We start from the raw sequence: 18,849 nt of genomic DNA, 5'->3' as shown, positions 1-18,849 counted from the left end.
GGCCCTCGTCCGCGTCTTCGGGAAGGCGCGGTGTGCGTCAGAAGAGCAGGCGGTACGTGTTCCAGCCGCCGCTGCCGATCTTCACGCGGGACTCGTACGGGGCGGAGCCGTTGCCGGTGCCCTTGTACAGGTACAGCGCGCCGTCCTTCTCGCGCGCGACCAGGTCGGTGACCCCGTCGATGTCGATGTCGCCGACGGAGACGACGTTGTTGTAGGCGTTCCAGCCGCCGCCGATGCGGGTGCGGGAGGAGAACGGCGCCTTGTAGTCGCCGGTGCCCTTGTACAGCCACAGGACGCCCGAGGTGTCCTTGGCCACGATGTCGGCCTTGCCGTCGCCGGACAGGTCGCCCTTGCCGGTGATGTGCGTGTAGGCGTTCCACCCGCCGCCGACCCGGTAGCGCTGGGTCAGCTCGCCGTTGCCGTAGCCGAGGTACAGCCACAGCACGCCGGAGTCGTCGCGGGCGAGGAGGTCGTCGGCGGCGGCGCCACCGACGTTCGCGGGCGAGAAGAGCTGGTTGTAGATCTTCCAGCCGTTGCCGACGAACAGGTGGTCGATGCTGCCCCACTCGGCGTAGTAGAGCTGGCCGCCGGACGTGACGTGCCAGATGCCGTCCGACGAGCCGTCGGCGTCGTGGTCCACCTGCGTCATGGCGCGGGCGGTGTTCCAGCCCTCGCCGGACTCCCAGCGGTCGTCCAGGCCGCCCTCACCGGTGGGCGGGTAGCCCCACAGGTCGCCGTTGCCGTCGACGCCGTACAGGGCGTTGACCGGGGCGTCGCCGGGCAGGGCGGAGGCGTTGTACTTCTCGGCGCCCGACGGCTTCACGTCGACGGGCACCCGGGACGCGGTCGGTCCCGGCGCGTCGGCGGCGACAGCGGCACTCGTACCGGTCGCCACCAGAGCGGCGGTGAGCGCCGCAGCCGTGGCACGCGCCAGGGCGCGACGCGTGTTCAGGCCGGAGCTTTTGGCCACGTGTGTCCTCCATTTGGTCATGCCGAAGGGATCGCGGGCCGGGGTACGGCCCAGCAGGATCCGGGTAACTCCGTGATCCTTACACATAGCCTTTACATGTCAATCAGATTAAGTGAAATTGATAGGGGAAGCTTGCGCAAACTGGCTTATACGGCACTGAAGTTGCCTCAGCCGGTCTCCCGCATCCCCGCCAACCACCCCAGTTGGCGCCGCACATGCACCGCGTCGCCACCCTCGTGCCCGTTGAACGGATAGGCGTGGATCTCCTTCGGCGGCTTGACGCCGGACAGTTCCCCGTACCGGTTGAAGGCGGCGTACGCCCCGCTCGGCGGACACACCGTGTCGCGCAGGCCCACGCCGAAGTGGGCCGGGGCGTGCGCCCGGCGGGCGAAGGAGACGCCCTCCACGTACGACAGGGTGCGGTAGGCGGCCTGGACGGCGTGATCGTCCCGGCGCACCGACAGATACGCGGTGATCTCGCCGTAGGGCCCCGCGTCGGTGAGGTCCAGTGCCCGCCGGACGCCGCACAGCAGCGGGGCGGAGACCAGCACCGCCGCCAGGTCCGGCACCAGGCCCGCGACGGCCAGCGCCAGTCCGCCGCCCTGGCTGTTGCCGACGGCCGACACGTGCCCCTCGTCCACGCCGGGCAGCGCCCGCACCGCTGCGACGGCGCGCACCGCGTCCGTGATCAGCCGGCGGTAGTGGTAGGCGTACGGGTCGAGCAGGCCCCGTACGGCCGGTCCCGGACCGCCCGGCACGCCGGTGTGCGGGTCGGGGGTGTCGCCGCCGCAGCCGTACCGGTCGCCCTGGCCCCGGTTGTCCATCAGCAGATGCGCGTATCCGGCGGCCACCCAGGTCAGCCGCTCGTGCGGCAGGCCCCGCCCGCGCCCGTACCCCGCGTACTCGACGACCGCCGGCAGTGGCCGGAGCGCCCCGGCGGGCCTGCTGAACCATGCGCGCACCGGATCGCCGCCGAAGCCCCGGAAGGTCACGTCCCAGGTCCGCGTCAGCCGTAGCCCGGTCTCCACCGGGTGTGCCGACACGAGCGGGTCACCGGCCGCCGAATCCGCGAGGGTCCCGCGCCAGAAGTCGTCGAAGTCGTCGGGTTCGTCGGGGGCCGGACGGTGGTGCCGCAACTCCGCCGGCGGCAGGTCGAACGCGGGCACGGGGGCACCTCGCAGCGAGCTCGGGGACGATGGGCGACCGATAGTTGCGGTCACGTCTCAGAAAGATGCGACCGACCGTAACAGCTCACCCGCGTCTGCCACAGGTGCAGGTCAGTCCTTTCCGAGGACGTGAACGCTGCAACATCCCGGTGTGCCGGGGTCATTGACAGTGCTTTTCCGCAGCCTCTAGGTTGCCGCGAAGTTACCGGTAAGCGCTCGAAAGTTTCGGTACCGCGTCCCACGCCACGGGGAGGCCCGAGCATGAGCACCTCCACCACACCGGCTCCACCACCCGGCACCCAGGGCCCGTCCCCGGCGCGGGCCGCGCCCCGGCCCGCCCGGCGCCCCGCGCCCACCGGCCGCCGAAGGGCGCTGCGCCGCGACTGGCAGTTGTACTCGCTGGCCGTACTGCCGCTGCTGTTCTTCCTGGTCTTCCGCTACCTGCCGATGATCGGCAACGTCATCGCCTTCCGCCGCTTCGAGCCCGGCGGTTCGATCCTGGGGGAGCAGTGGGCCGGCCTGCGCTACGTCGAGATGTTCCTCACCGACCCCACCTTCTGGCAGGTGTTCCGCAACACCCTCTGGATCGGCGGCCTCACGCTCCTGTTCTGCTTCCCCGTCCCGATCGTGCTCGCGCTGCTCCTCAACGAGGTGCGCACGCGGGCGCTGAAGCGGTTCGTGCAGTCGGTGTCGTACCTGCCGCACTTCCTGTCGATCGTGATCGTCGCCGGCATCACCCTGCAGATGCTCGCCACGGACGGTCCGGTCAACCACGTCCTGGGCTGGTTCGGCCAGGACCCGGTCCGGTTCATCCAGGAACCCGAGTGGTTCCGCACCATCTACGTCGGCTCGGAGATCTGGCAGACCGCCGGCTGGGGCACCATCCTCTACCTGACCGCGCTCACCACGATCGACGACGACCTCTACGAGGCGGCCCGCATCGACGGCGCGAACCGCTGGCGGCAGATCTGGCACGTCACGCTGCCCGGCATCCGGCCCACCATGATCACCCTGCTGATCCTCAACATCGGCACCTTCCTGGCGGTCGGCTTCGAGAAGATCCTGCTGCTCTACAACCCGCTGACCTACCAGACCGGTGACGTGATCTCCACGTACCTCTACCGCACCGGTGTCGAGTCCAACAGCTTCAGCTACGCCGCCGCCATCGGCCTGTTCGAAGCGGTCATCGGCCTGGTGCTGATCACCTCGGCCAACCTGCTCTCGCGCCGCACGGTGGGGACGAGCCTGTGGTGACCGTCGACCGCCCCACCCGTGGCTACCGCGTCTTCCAGGGCGTCAACGGGCTGATCCTCACCGGCGTCGTCGTGGTGACGCTCTACCCCTTCCTCAACATCGTCGCCCGCTCCTTCAGCGGCGAGCGCCAGATCCGCGCGGGCGAGGTGACGCTGTGGCCCAAGGGCTTCAACCTCACCACGTACGAGATCGTCTTCCAGGACGCCACCTTCTGGCGCAACTACGGCAACACCGTGTTCTACACGGTCGTGTCCACGGCCGTCGCGATGCTCCTGACGACCTGCTACGCCTACGTCCTGTCCAAGAAGCACCTCAGGGGACGCGGCATCCTCGTCGGCGTCGCCGTGTTCACCATGTTCTTCTCCGGCGGCCTGATCCCCACCTACGTGCTGATCACCAGCCTCGACCTGAAGAACACGGTGTGGGCGCTGGCCCTGCCGAACGCGATCAGCGTCTTCAACCTGCTGGTGATGAAGGCCTTCTTCGAGAGCCTGCCGGACGAGCTGGAGGAGGCCGCGCAGATCGACGGCCTCAGCACCTACGGCACCCTGCTGCGGATCGTGCTGCCGCTGTCGAAGGCGGTCGTGGCGACGATGGTGCTGTTCTACTCGGTGTCCTTCTGGAACTCCTGGTTCGGCGCCTTCCTCTACCTGGACCGGGCCGAACTCATGCCGGTCACCGTCTATCTGCGCAACCTCATCGCGGGCGCCACCGGCGGAACCGGCGCCGGCGCGGGCACCGAGCAGCTCACCCAGGTCGCGGCCAACATCCAGGCCGTCACCATCGTGCTCACCGCGCTGCCCATCCTCTGCGTGTACCCGTTCGTCCAGCGCTACTTCGTGTCGGGCGTGATGCTCGGCGCGGTCAAGGGCTGAGTCCCAGCCACCGAGGGAGTAACCGTGAAGAACGCAGGACAGCTCTCACGACGTCAGATCCTGGCAGCCGCGGGCTTCGCCGGCCTCGCCGCGCTCACCGGCTGCGGCGGCGACGACGGCGGGGACTCCAAGGACCTGTCGAAGAAGCGGAACGGCGCGATGAAGGAGTACCGGGCCGGACAGCGGTTCAAGGCGGCGAAGCCGCTCACCTTCTCGCTGCTGAACCTCAGCAACCCCGTCTACCCGCCGAAGGACGACTGGCTGTTCTGGAAGGAGCTCACCAAGCGCACCGGCGTCACCTTCGAGACCACCGACGTGCCCTACAGCGACTACGAGAAGAAGCGCAGCCTGCTCATCGGCGCGGGCGACGCGCCCCTGCTCCTGCCCAAGACCTACCCCGGGCAGGAGACGCCGTTCGTCTCGTCGGGATCCGTCCTCGCGGTCAGCGAGTACGTGGAGCTGATGCCCAACTTCCGAGACAAGGTGCGCAGATGGAAACTGCAGCCCGAGGTGGACTCACTGCGCCAGTCCGACGGCCGGTACTACCTGCTGCCCGGCCTGCACGAGCGGGTCAAGGCGAATTACTCCCTGGCGCTGCGCACCGACGTCCTCGACCGGCTGGGCCTGAGCCGGCCGTCGACCCTGGACCAGGTGGCCGACGTCTTCCGGGCGATCCGGGCGGAGTACCCCGACCGCTACCCCTTCTCCGACCGCTGGAACCAGCCCGAACCGGCCGGAGCCCTGCTCGGGTACGTCGGCCAGGCCCACGGCGTCCGGGCCGGCTGGTCGTACCTGAACACGAGCTGGGACGCCGAGGGCGAGGAGTTCGTCTTCACCGGCGCGACCGACGAGTACCGTCAGATGATCGAGTACCTGCGGAATCTGGTCGACGAGAAGCTCGTGGACCCCGAGGGCTTCACCCAGAGCGACGACGACGCGGTCAAGAAGCTGCTCTCCGAGCGGTCCTTCGCGATCAGCGCCAACCCGCAGGAGCTGGTGCAGAACTACCGCTACAACCTCCAGCGGCAGGTCGACGGCGCCACGATCGAGATGATCCCGGCCCCGCTCGGACCGGCAGGGCCGGTGGTGCTCGGCGGCTCCCGCCTGGAGAACGGCATGATGATCGCCGGCGACGCCCTCAAGCGCGACGACTTCGTCGCGCTCATGCAGTTCGTGGACTGGCTCTGGTACTCCGACGAGGGCCAGGAGTTCACCAAGTGGGGCGTCGAGGGCGTCACCTACACCACCTCCGGCGGCCGGTACCGGGTCGCCGACGGCATCAGCCTCATGGGCTCCGACCCGGGCGCGCCCGAGGACCTCCAGAAGGACTACGGCTTCCACAACGGAGTCTTCTCCTACGGCGGAAGCTGGGAACTGGTCTCCTCCTCCTTCGGCCCGGACGAGCAGAGGTTCCAGGACGCCATGTCCGGGCGCGAGCAGCTCCCCGTCGACCCGGCCCACCCCCTGCAGTCCGTGGAACAGGAACAGGCCACCCTCTGGGACACCCCGCTCAGGGACCACGTCCGGCAGAACACCCTCCAGTTCATCCTCGGCAAGCGCCCGCTGTCCGAGTGGGACGCCTACGTGACCGAGCTGAAGGCCAAGAACCTGGACCGCCTCATCGACCTGCACAACAAGGCCTACGACCGCTTCCGGAAGGAGCACGGGTGATCCGCGTCCCCGCCGAGCCGGCCGGCCCCTTCCCCGACGCCTGGCGGTACTGCGTCGGCACCGGCCGCCTCGACCTCGCCCTGCGCCGCGACCACCAGGACTCCCTCGCCCTGCTCCAGCGCGAGATCGGCTTCCGGCACATCCGCGGCCACGGCCTGTTCAGCGAGGCCATGGCCGTCCACCGCCCCTACACCCACCTGGGCGCCCGGCACGTCCACCACTCCTTCACCCACGTCGACCAGGTCGTCGACGCGTACCTCGCCGCGGGCATCCGGCCCTTCCTCGAACTCGGCTTCATGCCGGGCGGCCTCGCGAGCGGCGACCGGACGGTGTTCTGGTGGCGCGGCAACATCACGCCGCCCCGCGACCGCGCCGAGTGGGCCGCGCTGGTCCGGGCGACCCTGGCCCACCTCGTCGACCGGTACGGCCTCGACGAGGTCCGCACCTGGCCGGTGGAGGTCTGGAACGAGCCCGACCTGCCCGCCTTCTGGCAGGACGCCGACGAGGGCGCGTACCACCGGCTCTACGAGGCGACCGCGCACGCCGTGAAGGACGTGGACGCGGACCTGCGAGTGGGCGGCCCGGCGCTGTCGCCGGGCGCGGGGCCGGACTGGCTGGAGCGGTTCGCCGAGTTCGCCGAACGCCGCGACGTACCCGTCGACTTCGTCTCCCGCCACGCCTACAGCTCCGGACCCGCCCAGCACGTGCCGTTCGGCGTGCACCAGACCCTCGCCCCGGCCGGGACGCTGCTCGACCAGTTCGCCGAGCCGCGCCGGACGCTGAAGGGCACCCGGCTGGCGGACGTGCCGGTGCACATCACCGAGTTCAACTCCTCCTACCGGCCCGACAACCCGATCCACGACACCGCCTTCCACGCCGCCTACCTCGCCCCGGTCCTGGCGGCCGGCGGGGACCTGGCCGACTCCTTCTCGTACTGGACGTTCAGCGACGTCTTCGAGGAGACCGGCGTCCCCACCGCCCTGTTCCACGGCGGCTTCGGGCTGCTCACCCACCGGCAGGTCCGGAAACCGACGTACCACCTCTACGCCTTCCTCGCCCGCATGGGCCCCGGCCTGCTGGCCCGCGGCGACGACCACCTCGTCACCCGGCACCCGGATGGCCGGGTCACCGTCCTGGCGTGGGCGCCCGTGGACCCGTCCGGCGCGACACCCGGCCCGGACGGGCACACGCTGCGCCTGTCCCTGCCGGCAGGCGGCCGGGGCGAGGCCTTCGTCCGGCGCCTGACCGTGGACGAGGAGCACGGCAACGCGTACACCGCCTGGCGCCGCATGGGCAGCCCCCGCTCACCGCGCCCCCACCAGCTCGACGTCCTCCACGAGGCCGCCGAACCCGCCCGCACCCACCGGCGCCTGCCCATCGAGGACGGCCGCGTCGAACTGGCCCTCACCCTCACCCGCCACGAGGTCGCCTTCGTCGAGCTGAGCCCCGTCGACGACGAGACCCCGCCCTGGTGGGACGAGCGCCGCCTGCTGGGCCGGGAATCGGAATGAGTACCGCCCCGGCCGCCGGCTTCGGCACCGGCGTCCTCTCCCGCGCCGCCGCCCTGATCCACACCCTGCTCACCGTGGAGGCCCTGCTGCTCCTCGCCACCGCACCGGGCCTGGCCGGCCTGTTCCTGCTCGCCCCCGACCCCGCCAACCTCCCCCTGGCGGCCCTCTGCCTGCTGCCCCTCGGACCGGCCCTGTCCGCCGCCGTGTACGCCCTGCACCACCGCGGCGGCGACCTCGCCGAACTCCACCCCGCCCGCACCTACTGGCGCGGCTGGCGGCTCAACGCGCTCCCGGCGCTGCGGCTGTGGGCGCCCCTGCTGGCCTGGCTCACCGTGATCGCCTTCACCCTCACCCACTTCACCGCCACCGGCCTGCCCGGGTGGTGGGCGGTGCTGCTCACGGCCGTCGGCGCCGGCTCCCTGCTGTGGGGCGCGCACGCCCTCGTCCTTACCTCCCTCTTCGCCTTCCGCGCCCGCGACACCGCCCGTCTCGCCGCGTACTTCCTGCTCCGGCACGCCCGCGCCACCCTCGGCGCCGCCTCGCTGCTGATCCTGACCGCCGCCCTGACCGCCCTGCTGACCGAGGCCCTGCCCGCCCTGCTGGCCGCCCCGCTGCTGCTCTCCCTGCTGCACAGCGGCCGCCCGGTGATCGCCGAGACCCAGGAGGACTTCACCGCATGACAGCGCCCCGCACCCCGAGGATCCCGTACGGCGGCGACTACAACCCGGAGCAGTCATGGGTCCGTACCGCCCCCTCGACCACCACCGCTGGGCGCCCCACCCCGACTTCGCCTCCTGGGACTGCCACCCGCCCCTGGACGCCCCGCCCACCCGGGCCGCCCTCGGCCACGACCTGACGCGCGGCCTCAGGGACGGCGCCCCCTTCCGGCTGATGGAGCAGACCCCGTCCACCACCGCCTGCCGCGACGTGAACCCCCTCGGACGCCCGGGGGGAACTGCGCCTGGCCACCTTCCAGGCCATCGCCCACGGCGCGGACGCCGCCCTTGACCGCCCACGCCACCGACCTGCTCGCGGGCACGCTGTTCACCGAGGGCGGGCCCTCACCCTCGACCCGCTCGGTGTCAGGGTGCCGCGCCTTCAGTGAATGGTCCGCCCCCGCTCGTCCGGCACCCCGGACTTGCGCAGGAAGTAGCTGTTGACCTGGTCGCGCCACTCGCGAGCGCAGCGCACCTGCTCCTCGTACCGGTCGGCCACGCGGGCGTGTTGGGCCGGGTCGACCAGGTCCGTGAGGCCCGCCCACACCCGGCGGGCCTCCTCGGCCTCCTCCACGCCCTCGAAGTGCGTGTCGTAGATGTGCTGGATCACGGTCTTCCCGCTGTGCAGCACATGGCCGTAGGGCACGTGGTGGAAGAACAGCAGCAGGTCGTCGGGGCAGGTGTCCGGTGACTCGTACAGCTCCGACCAGGGCTTGGCGTACTGCGACGCGTACCCGGTGCCGGTCGCCGCGCTGCGGTCCACGCCGACGCCGTCGCGGTCGGCGAAGTGGTAGGTGCCCCAGGGGCTGTACTCGTAGCCGTCCACGCTCGGCCCGTAGTGGTGGCCGGGCTGCACCATGAAGCCGACGCCCAGCGGCGCGGTGTACTTCTCGTACGTCCGCCAGGAGCCGTCCAGCACGGCGCGCAGGCCGGCCTCCAGCCGCGCCGGCGCCTCGGGACGGGTCAGCGCGATCCACTCGCCGAGGACCGCCCGCGGGTCGGCCGCCGGGTCCCAGGCCAGGCGTCCGAAGGTGTACAGGTTGGCCTGGGCGAGGGGGTGGCCGGTCCAGAACGGGTCGTCGCCCACGTTGGACACGGCCACCAGCCCGTCCGCGAGCCGCCCCGCACTCACCTCGCCGTCCGGGCGAAAGCGCAGCGCCTCGCTCCACATCGGGCCCAGCCAGCACACGTGCCGCTGCTGCCCGGTGTACTCCTGGGTGGCCTGCACCTCCACCGCGAGCCGGGTGCGCGGCATCGCGCCGATCAGCGGTGAGACCGGCTCGCGCACCTGGAAGTCCATCGGCCCGTGTTTGACCTGGAGCACCGCGTTCGCGGCGAACTCGCCGTCCAGCGGCACGAAGTGGTCGTACGCGGCGCGGGCCCGGTCCGTCGTGCGGTCCCGCCAGTCCTGGCGGTGGTCGTAGACGAAGGCCCGCCAGTGCACGGTGCCGCCGTGCGGCGCGAGCGCGGCGGCCAGCAGGTTGGCGCCGTCGGCGTGCGTGCGGCCGTACGCGAACGGGCCCGGCCGGCCCTCCGAGTCGGCCTTCACCACGAATCCGCCGAAGTCGCCGATCGCCTCGTACACCCGCGCCGTCGCCCCGGCCCACCAGGCGCGCACCCGCTCGTCCAGCGGGTCGGCGGTGGGCAGCCCGCCCAGCACCACCGGCGCCGCGAAGGTGACCGACAGGTGGGTGCGGATGCCGTAGGGCCGCAGCGCCCCGGCGATGTCCGCCACCTCGCCGATCCGGTCGGTGAGCAGACGCGCCTCGGTCTCGTGGACGTTGACGTTGTTGACGGCGACCGCGTTGATCCCGCAGGCGGCGAGCAGCCTGCCATAGGCCCGCACCCGCTCCAGGTCGCCGCGGGCCCGGCCGTCGGACCAGAACAGCGAGCCGCCCGCGTAACCCCGCTCGACCTGGCCCATCACCGGGTGCACGGCCACGTTGTCCCAGTGGTCCAGCATGCGCAGCGCCACCGCCGGGCGGTGCTCCTCGCGGGCCCGCTCGCCCCGGAAGGCGTCCTCGCCGAGCCGCACGACGTGGAACAGGCCGTACAGCAGCCCGGGCCCGCCGGAGGCGGTGACGGTGGTCGTCCCGTCCGCGCGGACGCAGGCGAAGCCCTCGTCGCCGGTGTCACCGGTCAGCTCCAGGACCAGGTCGGCCCGGGCCTCCTCAGGCACCATCCGGCCGCCGAACCGTTCGCACGCGGCCGCCACCTCACCGCGCACCGTGTCCACGAGCGGGCCCGCCCCGCGGACCAGCGTCCTGCGGCCGCCGACCGCGCGGAAGGCGGCGGGCGGCAGCCAGGCGGGGTCGATGTCCATGCCGTCAGGCGACCGCCCCGCCGGTGCCGCGCGCCGCGGCGATGTAGTCGGCGCGGCCGGCCCCGTCGTACACGGTGATGTCGACGTAGGCGCCGTCCGGGATGGCGAAGTCCTTCACCGTGAGGTCGACGGTCTCCGAGGTGCCCGGCGCCGAGAAGGTGCCCAGGTCGTGGTACGAGCCGCCGGAGGAGTAGCCGACGGCCACGTAGAACGTGTCGCCGTCGTTCCTGGTGTCGTAGATCCAGAGCTTCTCGCCGCTCGGGTGGAACTCGACCTTGCCGATGAACCAGCCCGCGTCGTTCAGCTCCATCTTGACGGCGGTGCCGCCCGCGTCGTGCGCGAAGTAGGTGTCGTCGAAGGGGTCGGTGAGGCTGCCGCCGCTGCACGGGCAGGTGTCGGTGTCGCGGTAGTACGCGAAGACGCCGGGATCGGGGTCGTACGCCTGGGCCGGCGCCGCCGTCGCGAACAGCGCCCCCGCCGTCAGCAGCGCGCCCGTGACCAGTCCCGTGAACCGTTCGCCGATGCTCGTCCGCACGTGTTCCCCCTCCGACGCGGTGTGAGGCGCCCCCCGGCCTCCCCGGCGGCGCCCGCTCATTCTGGTGCATCCGTCACGCACGGGGAATGGGGCGGCACACGGGAGTGGCGGGTTCAGGCCGGAGCCCGGACCCGCCACCCGTGTCTCATCCGCTCAGGACAGCAGCTCCACCTCCGCGAGGGTGTGCTCGCCGTCGAGAACCAGGCGGTACTTCTGGTACGCCCCCGGCGACTTCACCGAGAACGCCCGGGTCTGCCGGTCCCAGGCGAAGGACTCGCCGGAGCGCTCGTCCAGGGTCCGCCAGGCCGTGCCGTCGGCCGAGCCCTGCAGCTTCCAGCCCGTCGGGGCCTTCGCGCCTTCCGCCGGCGACGTCAGCGTGTACTGGACCGCCTCGGCGCCCTTCTCCGGCACCGGCAGGTCCACCGACGTCACGGCCGCCTCGGTCGCCGACGTGTCGTCGAACAGGGCGCCCTCGCCGTCGATCGCGTCCGCGCGCGGCGTCGGCACCTCGTCGTCCTTGGTGATCGACACCGGTGCCGCGTTCTCACCGGTGCCCCACGAGGAGGGCCGCGGGCCCATGTCGAACTCCAGGACGCCGCCCTTCGCGATCAGCGAGTGGGGGAGCGAGGTGGAGTTCCAGCGCTTGCCGTTGACCTTCAGCCCCTGCACGTAGATGTTCTCCGTGCTGTTCTTCGGCGCCTTGACGACCAGTTCGCGGCCGTTCTCCAGCTCGACGGTCGCCTTGGTGAACAGCGGGGAGCCGATGGCGTACTCGCCGCTGCCCATCACCAGCGGGTAGAAGCCGAGCGAGGAGAAGAGGAACCAGGCCGACTGCTCGCCGTTGTCCTCGTCGCCGTGGTAGCCCTGGCCGATGTCGCTGCCGGTGTAGAGGCGGGAGAGCACCTCGCGGACGTTCTTCTGGGTCTTGTGGGGCTGCCCGGCCGCGTCGTACATGTACAGGGCGTGGTGGGCGACCTGGTTGGAGTGCCCGTACATGCCCATGCGGACGTCGCGCGCCTCGGTCATCTCGTGGATGACACCGCCGTAGGAGCCCTTGAACTCCGGTGAGGCCGTCTCGGGGGTGGACAGGTACTCGTCGAGCTTGTCGCCGAGGCCGTCCCGGCCGCCGTACAGGTTGGCGAGGCCCCGGCTGTCCTGCGGGGCGGTGAAGGCGTAGCCCCAGCCGTTGGTCTCGGTGTAGTCGTAGCCCCACACGCGCGGGTCGTACTCGTCGGAGTCCACGCGCCAGTCGCCCGCCAGGTCCTTGCCCTGGAAGAAGCCGGCCTTCGCGTCGAACATGTTGACGTAGTCCTGGGCGCGGTTCAGGAAGTAGGCCGACTCCTCCTGGTACCGCTTCTCGCCGGTCTCCTCGTAGAGCTTCTCGCCCATCTTCGCGATGCCGTAGTCGTTGAGGTAGCCCTCCAGCGCCCACGACATGCCCTCGTGCGTCTCGGTGCTGGTGTAGCCGAGGAACGGCGAGGTCGCCATGCCCTTGCGGCCCACGCCCGAGGACGGGGGCACGACGGTGGCGTTCTTCACGGCCGCGTCGTACGCCGCCTTCGCGTCGAAGTCGACGCCCTTGACGTACGCGTCGGCGAAGGCCACGTCCGAGGAGGTGCCGGTCATCAGGTCCGCGTAGCCGGGGGAGGACCAGCGCGAGGTCCAGCCGCCGTCCTTGTAGTGCTGCACGAAGCCGTCGACCAGCTCACCGGCCTTGGACGGGGTCAGGAACGAGTACGCGGGCCAGGTGGTCCGGTACGTGTCCCAGAAGCCGTTGTTGACGTAGACCTTGCCGTCCACGATCTTGGCGCCGGTCTCGGTCGGGGTGTCCTCCTTGACCGCCTTGGAGAACGGGGAGGCGTACTTGTACTTGCCGTCGACCTTCTCGTGGCCCGCGTTCGGGTACAGGTACAGGCGGTAGAGGCTGGAGTACAGCGTGGTGAGCTGGTCCTGCGTGGCGCCCTCGACCTCGACCTTGCCGAGGATCCGGTCCCACTGCTTGCGGGCGTCGCGCTTGACCTTGTCGAAGGAGGCGCGCTTGGGGATCTCCTGGCGCAGGTTGTCCTCGGCCTGGTCGACGCCGATCAGGGAGGTCGCGATGCGCAGCGTCACGGTGCGGTCCCTGCCCGCGTCGAAGCGCAGGTGGCCCTTGACGCCGGCGGAGTCGCCGCCGGTGACCTTGGAGTCGAACTCGCCGTAGACGAAGAGCCGGGTGGCGCCCGTGGACAGCCCGGACTTGACGTCCGAGTAGCCGCTGAAGGTGCCCGTCTCCTCGTCCAGGGTCAGGCCGGCCTGGTCGTTGACGTTGTCGAAGATCACGCTGGCGTCGTCACCGGGGTAGGTGAAGCGCATCATCGCCGCGTGGTCGGTCGGCGCCATCTCGGCCTTCAGGCCGTTCTCGAACCGCACGCCGTAGTAGTACGGCCGGGCGGTCTCGTTCTCGTGCCGGAAGGCCAGCTCGCGGGCGTCCCGGCCGGTGTCCGGGGTGCCGGAGGCGGCGGACGGCATCACCTGGAAGGTCTGGCGGTCGCCCATCCACGGGCTCGGCTCGTGGCTCGCGCCGAACGCCTGGAGGGTGGGCAGGTTGTCCGCGTTGTTGCCGCGCGCGTAGTCGTACAGCCAGCTCAGGGAACCGGCGTTGGTCACCGGGGTCCAGAAGTTGAAGCCGTGCGGCACGGCGGTCGCCGGGATGTTGTTGCCGCGCGAGAAACTGCCGGTGGAGTTGGTGCCGCGGGTGGTGAGCGCGTAGTCGGACAGGTGGGCCTTCGGGCGCTCGGGCGCGGCCCGCTCGATCTCCACGTCGTCCAGCCAGCCGCGGAACTTCGCCGGGCCCTTGGGGGAGTCGTACGCCACCAGGATCCGGTCGACGGTCTTGCCGGCCGCGACCGAGCCGATGCCCGACCGGACGCTGTTCCACTGGTTGACGTAGAGGATCTTGGCGTCGCCCTGGCCGCGCGGCGTCAGCGGGAAGCCGTGCTGGTCCGTCGCCTTGAGGTCGCTCAGGTAGGTGCCGTCGGTGAAGGCGAGGTCGACGGAGACGTTCGTGGCGTCGTAGTCGAGGTCGCCGTCGGCCATCGACGGGAAGATCTTGTAGGAGAGCTCCGTGCGGCGTTCGACCCTCACGTCGACGTCGAAGACCTTGTTGTAGGAGTAGGCCCGTCCGTCCGCGGTGTGCCGGCCGGCGTACTTGAGGGCCCGCTTGCCGGTGAAGCCGGCGCCCGCCTTGGCGGTGGGCGAGCCGCTCGGGCCGCGGTCGACGAGGGAGAGCATGTCCTCGGGGACGGGCGTGTCGGTGGCGGCGGTGGCCAACTGGACGTCGGCGAGCTGGAGCACGTCGCCCGCCCCGTTGTTCTTGGTGATCTCGAGCCGGAAGTGCCGGAACTCGGCGTCCTCGGCGAGGTCGTACGTCTTCGTCTGGAAGCGCTCGCCGAAGGACTCCCCGGAACGGGTGTCCAGCGTCTGCCAGTTCTCGCCGTCCGCCGAGCCCTTCAGCGTCCAGTCCACCGGGTCGCGTTCGTCGTGGTCGTTGGCCGAGGTGAGCGCGTATTTGGCGATCTTCGCCGGTTCGTCCAGGTCGAACTCGACCCAGCCGGTCGGCGCGAAGGTCAGCCACTTGGTGCCGGGCTCACCGTCGACGAGGTTCTCCTTCACCTCCCCGCCGCCCGTGTTCTCGGCGCTGGCCCGCACCCCGGTGACGTGGTCGGTCACGTTGCCCGGTATGCCGGTGCTGTATCCGCCGTCCACCCCCGCGGACCGCTTGCCGCCGTCCGGGCCCGTCTCCACGGTGTTGAGCCAGTCCGGAACCGGGTCGTCCGCCTCGAACGAGGAAGCGAACTCCCGGTCGGCCTTCGCGGGGGCCGTGGGCAGCGCCACCGCCGCACCCTGTGACCCGACCGCCAAAGCGAGGGCGGTCGTCATCACGACCGCCGGACCCCATCTGTGCCGAACTCTGTACTGCATGCCCTGGCCACCCTCCCTGCGCTGCGGACAACGTTGTCAATTCAATCGCGCAAGGACCAGTAGGGGTCAAGTGGCATGTGATGTCAAGGGTGTTGGATGTGGCGTTCGGGGCTTATGCCAGGGATTCTTCCGGCAAGTGGTGCATGGGCCACCCACATTTCCGGGAGGTCTCAACTCGGAAAAGACGTACTGCCAACCTTGCATTCGATCTTGCTCCGCTGGCGGGAAGTGGACTATACCTGTCGGCCACCGGGGGTTCCGGGGGAACCGGGAAAAGGAACCGTCAGAGCGCCCGAACAGCAGTGTTCTGCAGCAGTACCCACACGCGGTTCCAGCACGACGTACCCGCACGGCAGTACCCGCACTTCCTGCACAACCCAGCGTGACCCGATCGCGGTGCCGGGGAGGATCCGGTTCACCGCCTGAGTCCTGGAGAAGGCGAGGACTTGAGCATGGGATCCACTTCCGCCGAGAACAACGGTAGGGGCGTCGGCCGCCGCGATCTGATCAAGCGGTCCGCGGCGCTCGGCCTGATCTCCGTACCGACCATGAGCTTCCTCTCCGCCTGCGCGAGCGGCGGCGGGGACGACCAGGAGAAGGCCGAGGCGGGCAAGAAGTCCGCCGAGAACCCGCTCGCGGTCAACGAGAGCGCCAAGATGGAATTCGTCCTCTTCGACGGTGGCTTCGGCAAGGAGTACGCCGAGGACGCTGTGAAGCTGTACGAGAAGGCCTTCCCGAAGGCAGAGGTGGAGTTCTCCGCCACGCAGAAGATCCAGTCCACCCTGCAGCCGCGCTTCAACGGCGGCAATCCGCCGGACCTGGTCGACAACTCCGGTGCCGAGCAGATGGACATGGGCGTCCTGGTCGGCAAGAAGCAGCTCACCGACCTCACCCCGCTGCTGGACGCGCCCTCCTACGACGACCCGGACAAGAAGGTCCGCGACACGCTGCGGCCGGGCATCGTGGAGATGGGCCAGTTCGACGGGGACCCGGTCTGGATCCTGTACTACGCCTACACGGTCTACGGCAACTGGTACTCCCAGAAGGCCCTGGACTCGCTCGACGCGGAGTACCCCAAGACCTGGGACGAGATGCTCGCGGTCTGCGCCAAGGCCAAGAAGAAGGGCATGGCCGGCTGGACGTACGCCGGCAAGTACCCGTACTACATCCCCTTCTCGATGTCCCCGATGATCGCGAAGGTCGGGGGCCGCGAGGTGCTCGACGCGATCGACAACCTGGAGCCGAACGCCTGGAAGCACCCGGCGGTCAAGGCGGTCTTCGAGGCCTGGTACGAGCTGTACGAGAAGGGCTACATCCTCAAGGGCACCCCGGGCCTGGACCACATCCAGTCGCAGACCGCCTGGGCCAAGGGCGACGCCCTCTTCATCCCCAACGGCTCCTGGGTGGAGAACGAGTCGGCCAAGGTCATCCCCGCCGACTTCGACCTCGCGGTCTCCGCCCCGCCCGGCATCGACGACAGCGACAAGATGCCCTTCGGCACCATGTGGGCCTCCGGCGGCGAGCCCTTCATCGTCCCGGCCAAGGCCGCCAACGGCGCCGGCGGCATGGAGCAGCTCCGCATCATGCTCAGCGAGGCGTCCTCGAAGAACTTCACCAGCAAGGTGAAGTCGCTGAGCGCCTACAACGGCGGCACCGACGGCATCGAGCTCACCCCGGGCCTCAAGTCCGGTGTCGCGGCGCTGGAGCTGGCCGGCGACAACGTGGTGAACCCGCGCATGCAGGACTGGTACGTGCAGCTCCAGAAGGAGAAGATCGGCGTCGGCTGCCTGGGCGAGATGATGGCCGGCCGGCTCACTCCGGCCGAGACCATCAAGAAGATCCAGGGCTACGCCGACGACGCCGCCAAGGACTCGTCGATCAAGCACTACAAGCACCAGTGAGGACGCGTCACCAGGGCCTGTCCGGCGCCGTCGTGCCGGGCGGGCCCTGGCGGCGCCACCCGCGCGCAGATCGGGGTCGGTAGCAATGCAGCACGGCAAGTACCGGTTCATCGTGGGGTTCCTGGCGGTTCCCCTGGGGCTGTACGCGCTCTTCGTCATCTGGCCGTTCATCCAGTCCATCTACTACTCGTTCACGGACTGGACGGGCCTGAGTCCCGAGTTCTCGATGGTCGGCTTCGACAACTACTCGCGGATGCTCGACGACGACATCTTCTGGAAGTCGTTGCAGCACAGCGTGATGTTCGCCCTGCTGGTGCCGCTGGTCACCCTGGGTCTGGCGCTCTTCTTCGCCTTCATGATCAACGTGGGCGGACGCCGTCGAAGGGGCGGTCCGGCGATCACCGGAGTCCGCGGCTCCGGCTTCTACAAGATCGTCTACTTCTTCCCGCAGGTGCTCTCCATCGCGATCGTCGCCCTGCTGTTCCAGTTCGCGTACAACCCGGACAGCGGCGCGGTCAACTCCCTGCTGCGCGGGATCGGCCTGGACTCCGTCCAGCCGCTGTGGCTCGGTGACCCGAACCTCGCCCTGTGGTGCGTGATGGCGGTGCTCGTCTGGTCCACCGTCGGCTTCTTCGTGGTCCTCTTCTCCGCGGGCATGGCCTCCATCCCGGCGGAGCTGTACGAGGCCGCCCTGCTGGACGGGGCGAACCGCGCCGCCACCTTCTTCAAGGTCACCCTGCCGCTGCTGTGGGACACCGTGCAGTCCGGCTGGGTCTACATGGGCATCCTCGCGCTGGGCGCCGAGTCGTTCGCGGTCGTGCAGATCATGACGACGGGGCCCGGCGGACCCGACTACTCGACCACGGTGATGGTCCTGTACGTGTACCAGAAGGCGTTCCGGGACGGTCAGGCCGCCTACGCCACCACGATCGGCGTCGCCCTGCTCGTCGTCACGCTGGCCTTCGCGGCCCTCGTGATGAAGCTGGGCCGGCGCGAGCGGCTGGAGTACTGATCAATGAAGACGACCGAGACCCCCGCCCCCGTACCGGCCGAGTCCGGCGCGCCCGTCCGCAAGAGCGACGCACCGCCCGGCGGGCCCCGGAAGGGGAAGAAGGAGGGCACCACCCTCAACGTCTTCTCCCACGGCGTCCTCGTCATCTGGGCGATCATGGTCGGCATGCCGCTGGTGTGGGCGGTGATGACCTCTTTCAAGGACGACGCCTCCATCTTCGGCTCGCCCTGGTCGCTGCCCGACAAGCTGAACTTCGACAACTGGTCGCGCGCCTGGTCCCAGGCCCACATGAGCGACTACTTCCTCAACACCGTCATGGTGGTGGGCGGCTCGCTCGTCGGCACCCTGGTGCTGGGTTCCATGGCGGCCTATGTACTGGCCCGGTTCGACTTCCCGGGCAACCGGTTCATCTACTACTTGTTCATCGCCGGCATGAGTTTCCCGATCATGCTCGCGCTGGTCCCGTTGTTCTACGTGGTGGACAACATGGGGATGCTGAACACCATCCACGGGCTGATTCTGGTCTACATCGCCTATTCGCTGCCTTTCACGGTGTTCTTCCTGACCGGATTCTTCCGCACTCTGCCCAGCTCGGTGGCGGAGGCCGCGTTCGTGGACGGGGCCTCGCACACCCGGACGTTCTTCCAGGTCATGCTGCCGATGGCCAAGCCGGGCCTGATCAGTGTGGGAATCTTCAACTTCCTGGGGCAGTGGAACCAGTACATGCTGCCGACCGTGCTGAACACGGACCCGGACAAGCACGTCCTCACCCAGGGCCTGGTGCAGCTCGCGGTCAGCCAGGGCTACAAGGGCGACTGGTCGGGCCTCTTCGCGGGCCTGGTGATGGCGATGCTGCCGGTCCTGGCCGCGTACATCATCTTCCAGCGCCAGGTGGTCCAGGGACTCACGGCGGGCGCCCTGAAGTAGCGCCGCCGTCCCCGTGTGCGTGCCGCTC

13 protein-coding genes and 1 pseudogene are annotated in these 18,849 nt (G+C 69.9%); 9 read left to right on the top strand and 5 right to left on the bottom strand.

The window, feature by feature from the left end; all coding sequences use genetic code 11:
- Nucleotides 1-37: 37 nt before the first annotated feature.
- Both B1H29_RS08750 and B1H29_RS08745 read right to left on the bottom strand, forming a co-directional pair.
- Nucleotides 38-970: an FG-GAP repeat domain-containing protein gene (locus B1H29_RS08750; protein WP_234393078.1), complete on the bottom strand. Its 933-nt coding sequence runs from the start codon at nucleotides 968-970 to the stop codon at nucleotides 38-40.
- Nucleotides 971-1,137: 167 nt separating this feature from the next.
- On the bottom strand, nucleotides 1,138-2,136 hold the full coding sequence (locus B1H29_RS08745; RefSeq protein ID WP_055419699.1) for an acetylxylan esterase: 999 nt from the start codon (nucleotides 2,134-2,136) through the stop codon (nucleotides 1,138-1,140).
- A gap of 261 nt (nucleotides 2,137-2,397) precedes the next feature.
- Between B1H29_RS08745 and B1H29_RS08740 the strand changes: the two genes are divergently transcribed.
- The 6 genes and pseudogenes from B1H29_RS08740 to B1H29_RS08715 form a co-directional block, all read left to right on the top strand.
- Nucleotides 2,398-3,390, top strand: coding sequence for an ABC transporter permease (locus B1H29_RS08740; protein ID WP_055419698.1), 993 nt, complete (start codon nucleotides 2,398-2,400; stop codon nucleotides 3,388-3,390).
- Entirely contained in the window at nucleotides 3,384-4,265 is an 882-nt protein-coding gene (locus B1H29_RS08735; RefSeq protein WP_055419697.1) for a carbohydrate ABC transporter permease, read from the top strand. The genes B1H29_RS08740 and B1H29_RS08735 overlap by 7 nt, the downstream gene beginning before the upstream one ends.
- A gap of 24 nt (nucleotides 4,266-4,289) precedes the next feature.
- Nucleotides 4,290-5,936, top strand: coding sequence for an extracellular solute-binding protein (locus tag B1H29_RS08730; RefSeq protein WP_055419696.1), 1,647 nt, complete (start codon nucleotides 4,290-4,292; stop codon nucleotides 5,934-5,936).
- The gene (locus B1H29_RS08725) at nucleotides 5,933-7,447 is read left to right on the top strand and encodes a GH39 family glycosyl hydrolase (protein ID WP_079160104.1); all 1,515 of its coding nucleotides are present in this window, start codon (nucleotides 5,933-5,935) and stop codon (nucleotides 7,445-7,447) included. The genes B1H29_RS08730 and B1H29_RS08725 overlap by 4 nt, the downstream gene beginning before the upstream one ends.
- The gene (locus B1H29_RS08720; RefSeq protein ID WP_055419695.1) at nucleotides 7,444-8,127 is read left to right on the top strand and encodes a hypothetical protein; all 684 of its coding nucleotides are present in this window, start codon (nucleotides 7,444-7,446) and stop codon (nucleotides 8,125-8,127) included. Before B1H29_RS08725 ends, B1H29_RS08720 begins: the two co-directional genes overlap by 4 nt.
- Nucleotides 8,128-8,182: 55 nt before the next feature.
- A pseudogene (locus B1H29_RS08715) lies at nucleotides 8,183-8,453 on the top strand (beta-galactosidase); the annotation flags it as partial.
- A 92-nt stretch (nucleotides 8,454-8,545) separates the two neighbouring features.
- Here the strand turns inward: B1H29_RS08715 and B1H29_RS08710 are convergent.
- From B1H29_RS08710 to B1H29_RS08700, 3 genes are all read right to left on the bottom strand, one after another.
- Nucleotides 8,546-10,486: an alpha-glucuronidase gene (locus B1H29_RS08710; RefSeq protein WP_055419694.1), complete on the bottom strand. Its 1,941-nt coding sequence runs from the start codon at nucleotides 10,484-10,486 to the stop codon at nucleotides 8,546-8,548.
- A gap of 4 nt (nucleotides 10,487-10,490) precedes the next feature.
- Nucleotides 10,491-11,021, bottom strand: a complete 531-nt coding sequence (locus tag B1H29_RS08705) for a hypothetical protein (protein WP_055419693.1) — start codon at nucleotides 11,019-11,021, stop codon at nucleotides 10,491-10,493.
- 153 nt (nucleotides 11,022-11,174) lie between these two features.
- On the bottom strand, nucleotides 11,175-14,981 hold the full coding sequence (locus tag B1H29_RS08700) for a GH92 family glycosyl hydrolase (protein ID WP_055419692.1): 3,807 nt from the start codon (nucleotides 14,979-14,981) through the stop codon (nucleotides 11,175-11,177).
- Between the two features lie 452 nt (nucleotides 14,982-15,433).
- Between B1H29_RS08700 and ngcE the strand changes: the two genes are divergently transcribed.
- From ngcE to B1H29_RS08685, 3 genes are all read left to right on the top strand, one after another.
- Entirely contained in the window at nucleotides 15,434-16,882 is a 1,449-nt protein-coding gene (gene ngcE / locus B1H29_RS08695) for an N-acetylglucosamine/diacetylchitobiose ABC transporter substrate-binding protein (RefSeq protein ID WP_055419691.1), read from the top strand.
- Between the two features lie 85 nt (nucleotides 16,883-16,967).
- Nucleotides 16,968-17,894 carry a carbohydrate ABC transporter permease gene (locus tag B1H29_RS08690; RefSeq protein ID WP_055419690.1) on the top strand — a complete coding sequence of 309 codons (927 nt, stop codon included), beginning with the start codon at nucleotides 16,968-16,970 and terminating at the stop codon, nucleotides 17,892-17,894.
- A 3-nt stretch (nucleotides 17,895-17,897) separates the two neighbouring features.
- The gene (locus B1H29_RS08685) at nucleotides 17,898-18,821 is read left to right on the top strand and encodes a carbohydrate ABC transporter permease (RefSeq protein WP_055419689.1); all 924 of its coding nucleotides are present in this window, start codon (nucleotides 17,898-17,900) and stop codon (nucleotides 18,819-18,821) included.
- Nucleotides 18,822-18,849 lie beyond the last annotated feature (28 nt).

Source organism: Streptomyces pactum (assembly GCF_002005225.1).
Lineage (GTDB): Bacteria > Actinomycetota > Actinomycetes > Streptomycetales > Streptomycetaceae > Streptomyces > Streptomyces pactum_A.
Note: the sequence above shows the minus strand (reverse complement) of the source record. Positions and strands in the feature narration are given on the sequence as shown.

Coding starts and splice junctions, on each gene's coding strand:
- B1H29_RS08740 (WP_055419698.1), top strand. CDS start 2,398: ATGAGCACCTCCACCACACCGGCTCCACCACCCGGCACCCAGGGCCCG.
- ngcE (WP_055419691.1), top strand. CDS start 15,434: ATGGGATCCACTTCCGCCGAGAACAACGGTAGGGGCGTCGGCCGCCGC.
- B1H29_RS08710 (WP_055419694.1), bottom strand. CDS start 10,486: ATGGACATCGACCCCGCCTGGCTGCCGCCCGCCGCCTTCCGCGCGGTC.
- B1H29_RS08685 (WP_055419689.1), top strand. CDS start 17,898: ATGAAGACGACCGAGACCCCCGCCCCCGTACCGGCCGAGTCCGGCGCG.
- B1H29_RS08690 (WP_055419690.1), top strand. CDS start 16,968: ATGCAGCACGGCAAGTACCGGTTCATCGTGGGGTTCCTGGCGGTTCCC.
- B1H29_RS08720 (WP_055419695.1), top strand. CDS start 7,444: ATGAGTACCGCCCCGGCCGCCGGCTTCGGCACCGGCGTCCTCTCCCGC.
- B1H29_RS08700 (WP_055419692.1), bottom strand. CDS start 14,981: ATGCAGTACAGAGTTCGGCACAGATGGGGTCCGGCGGTCGTGATGACG.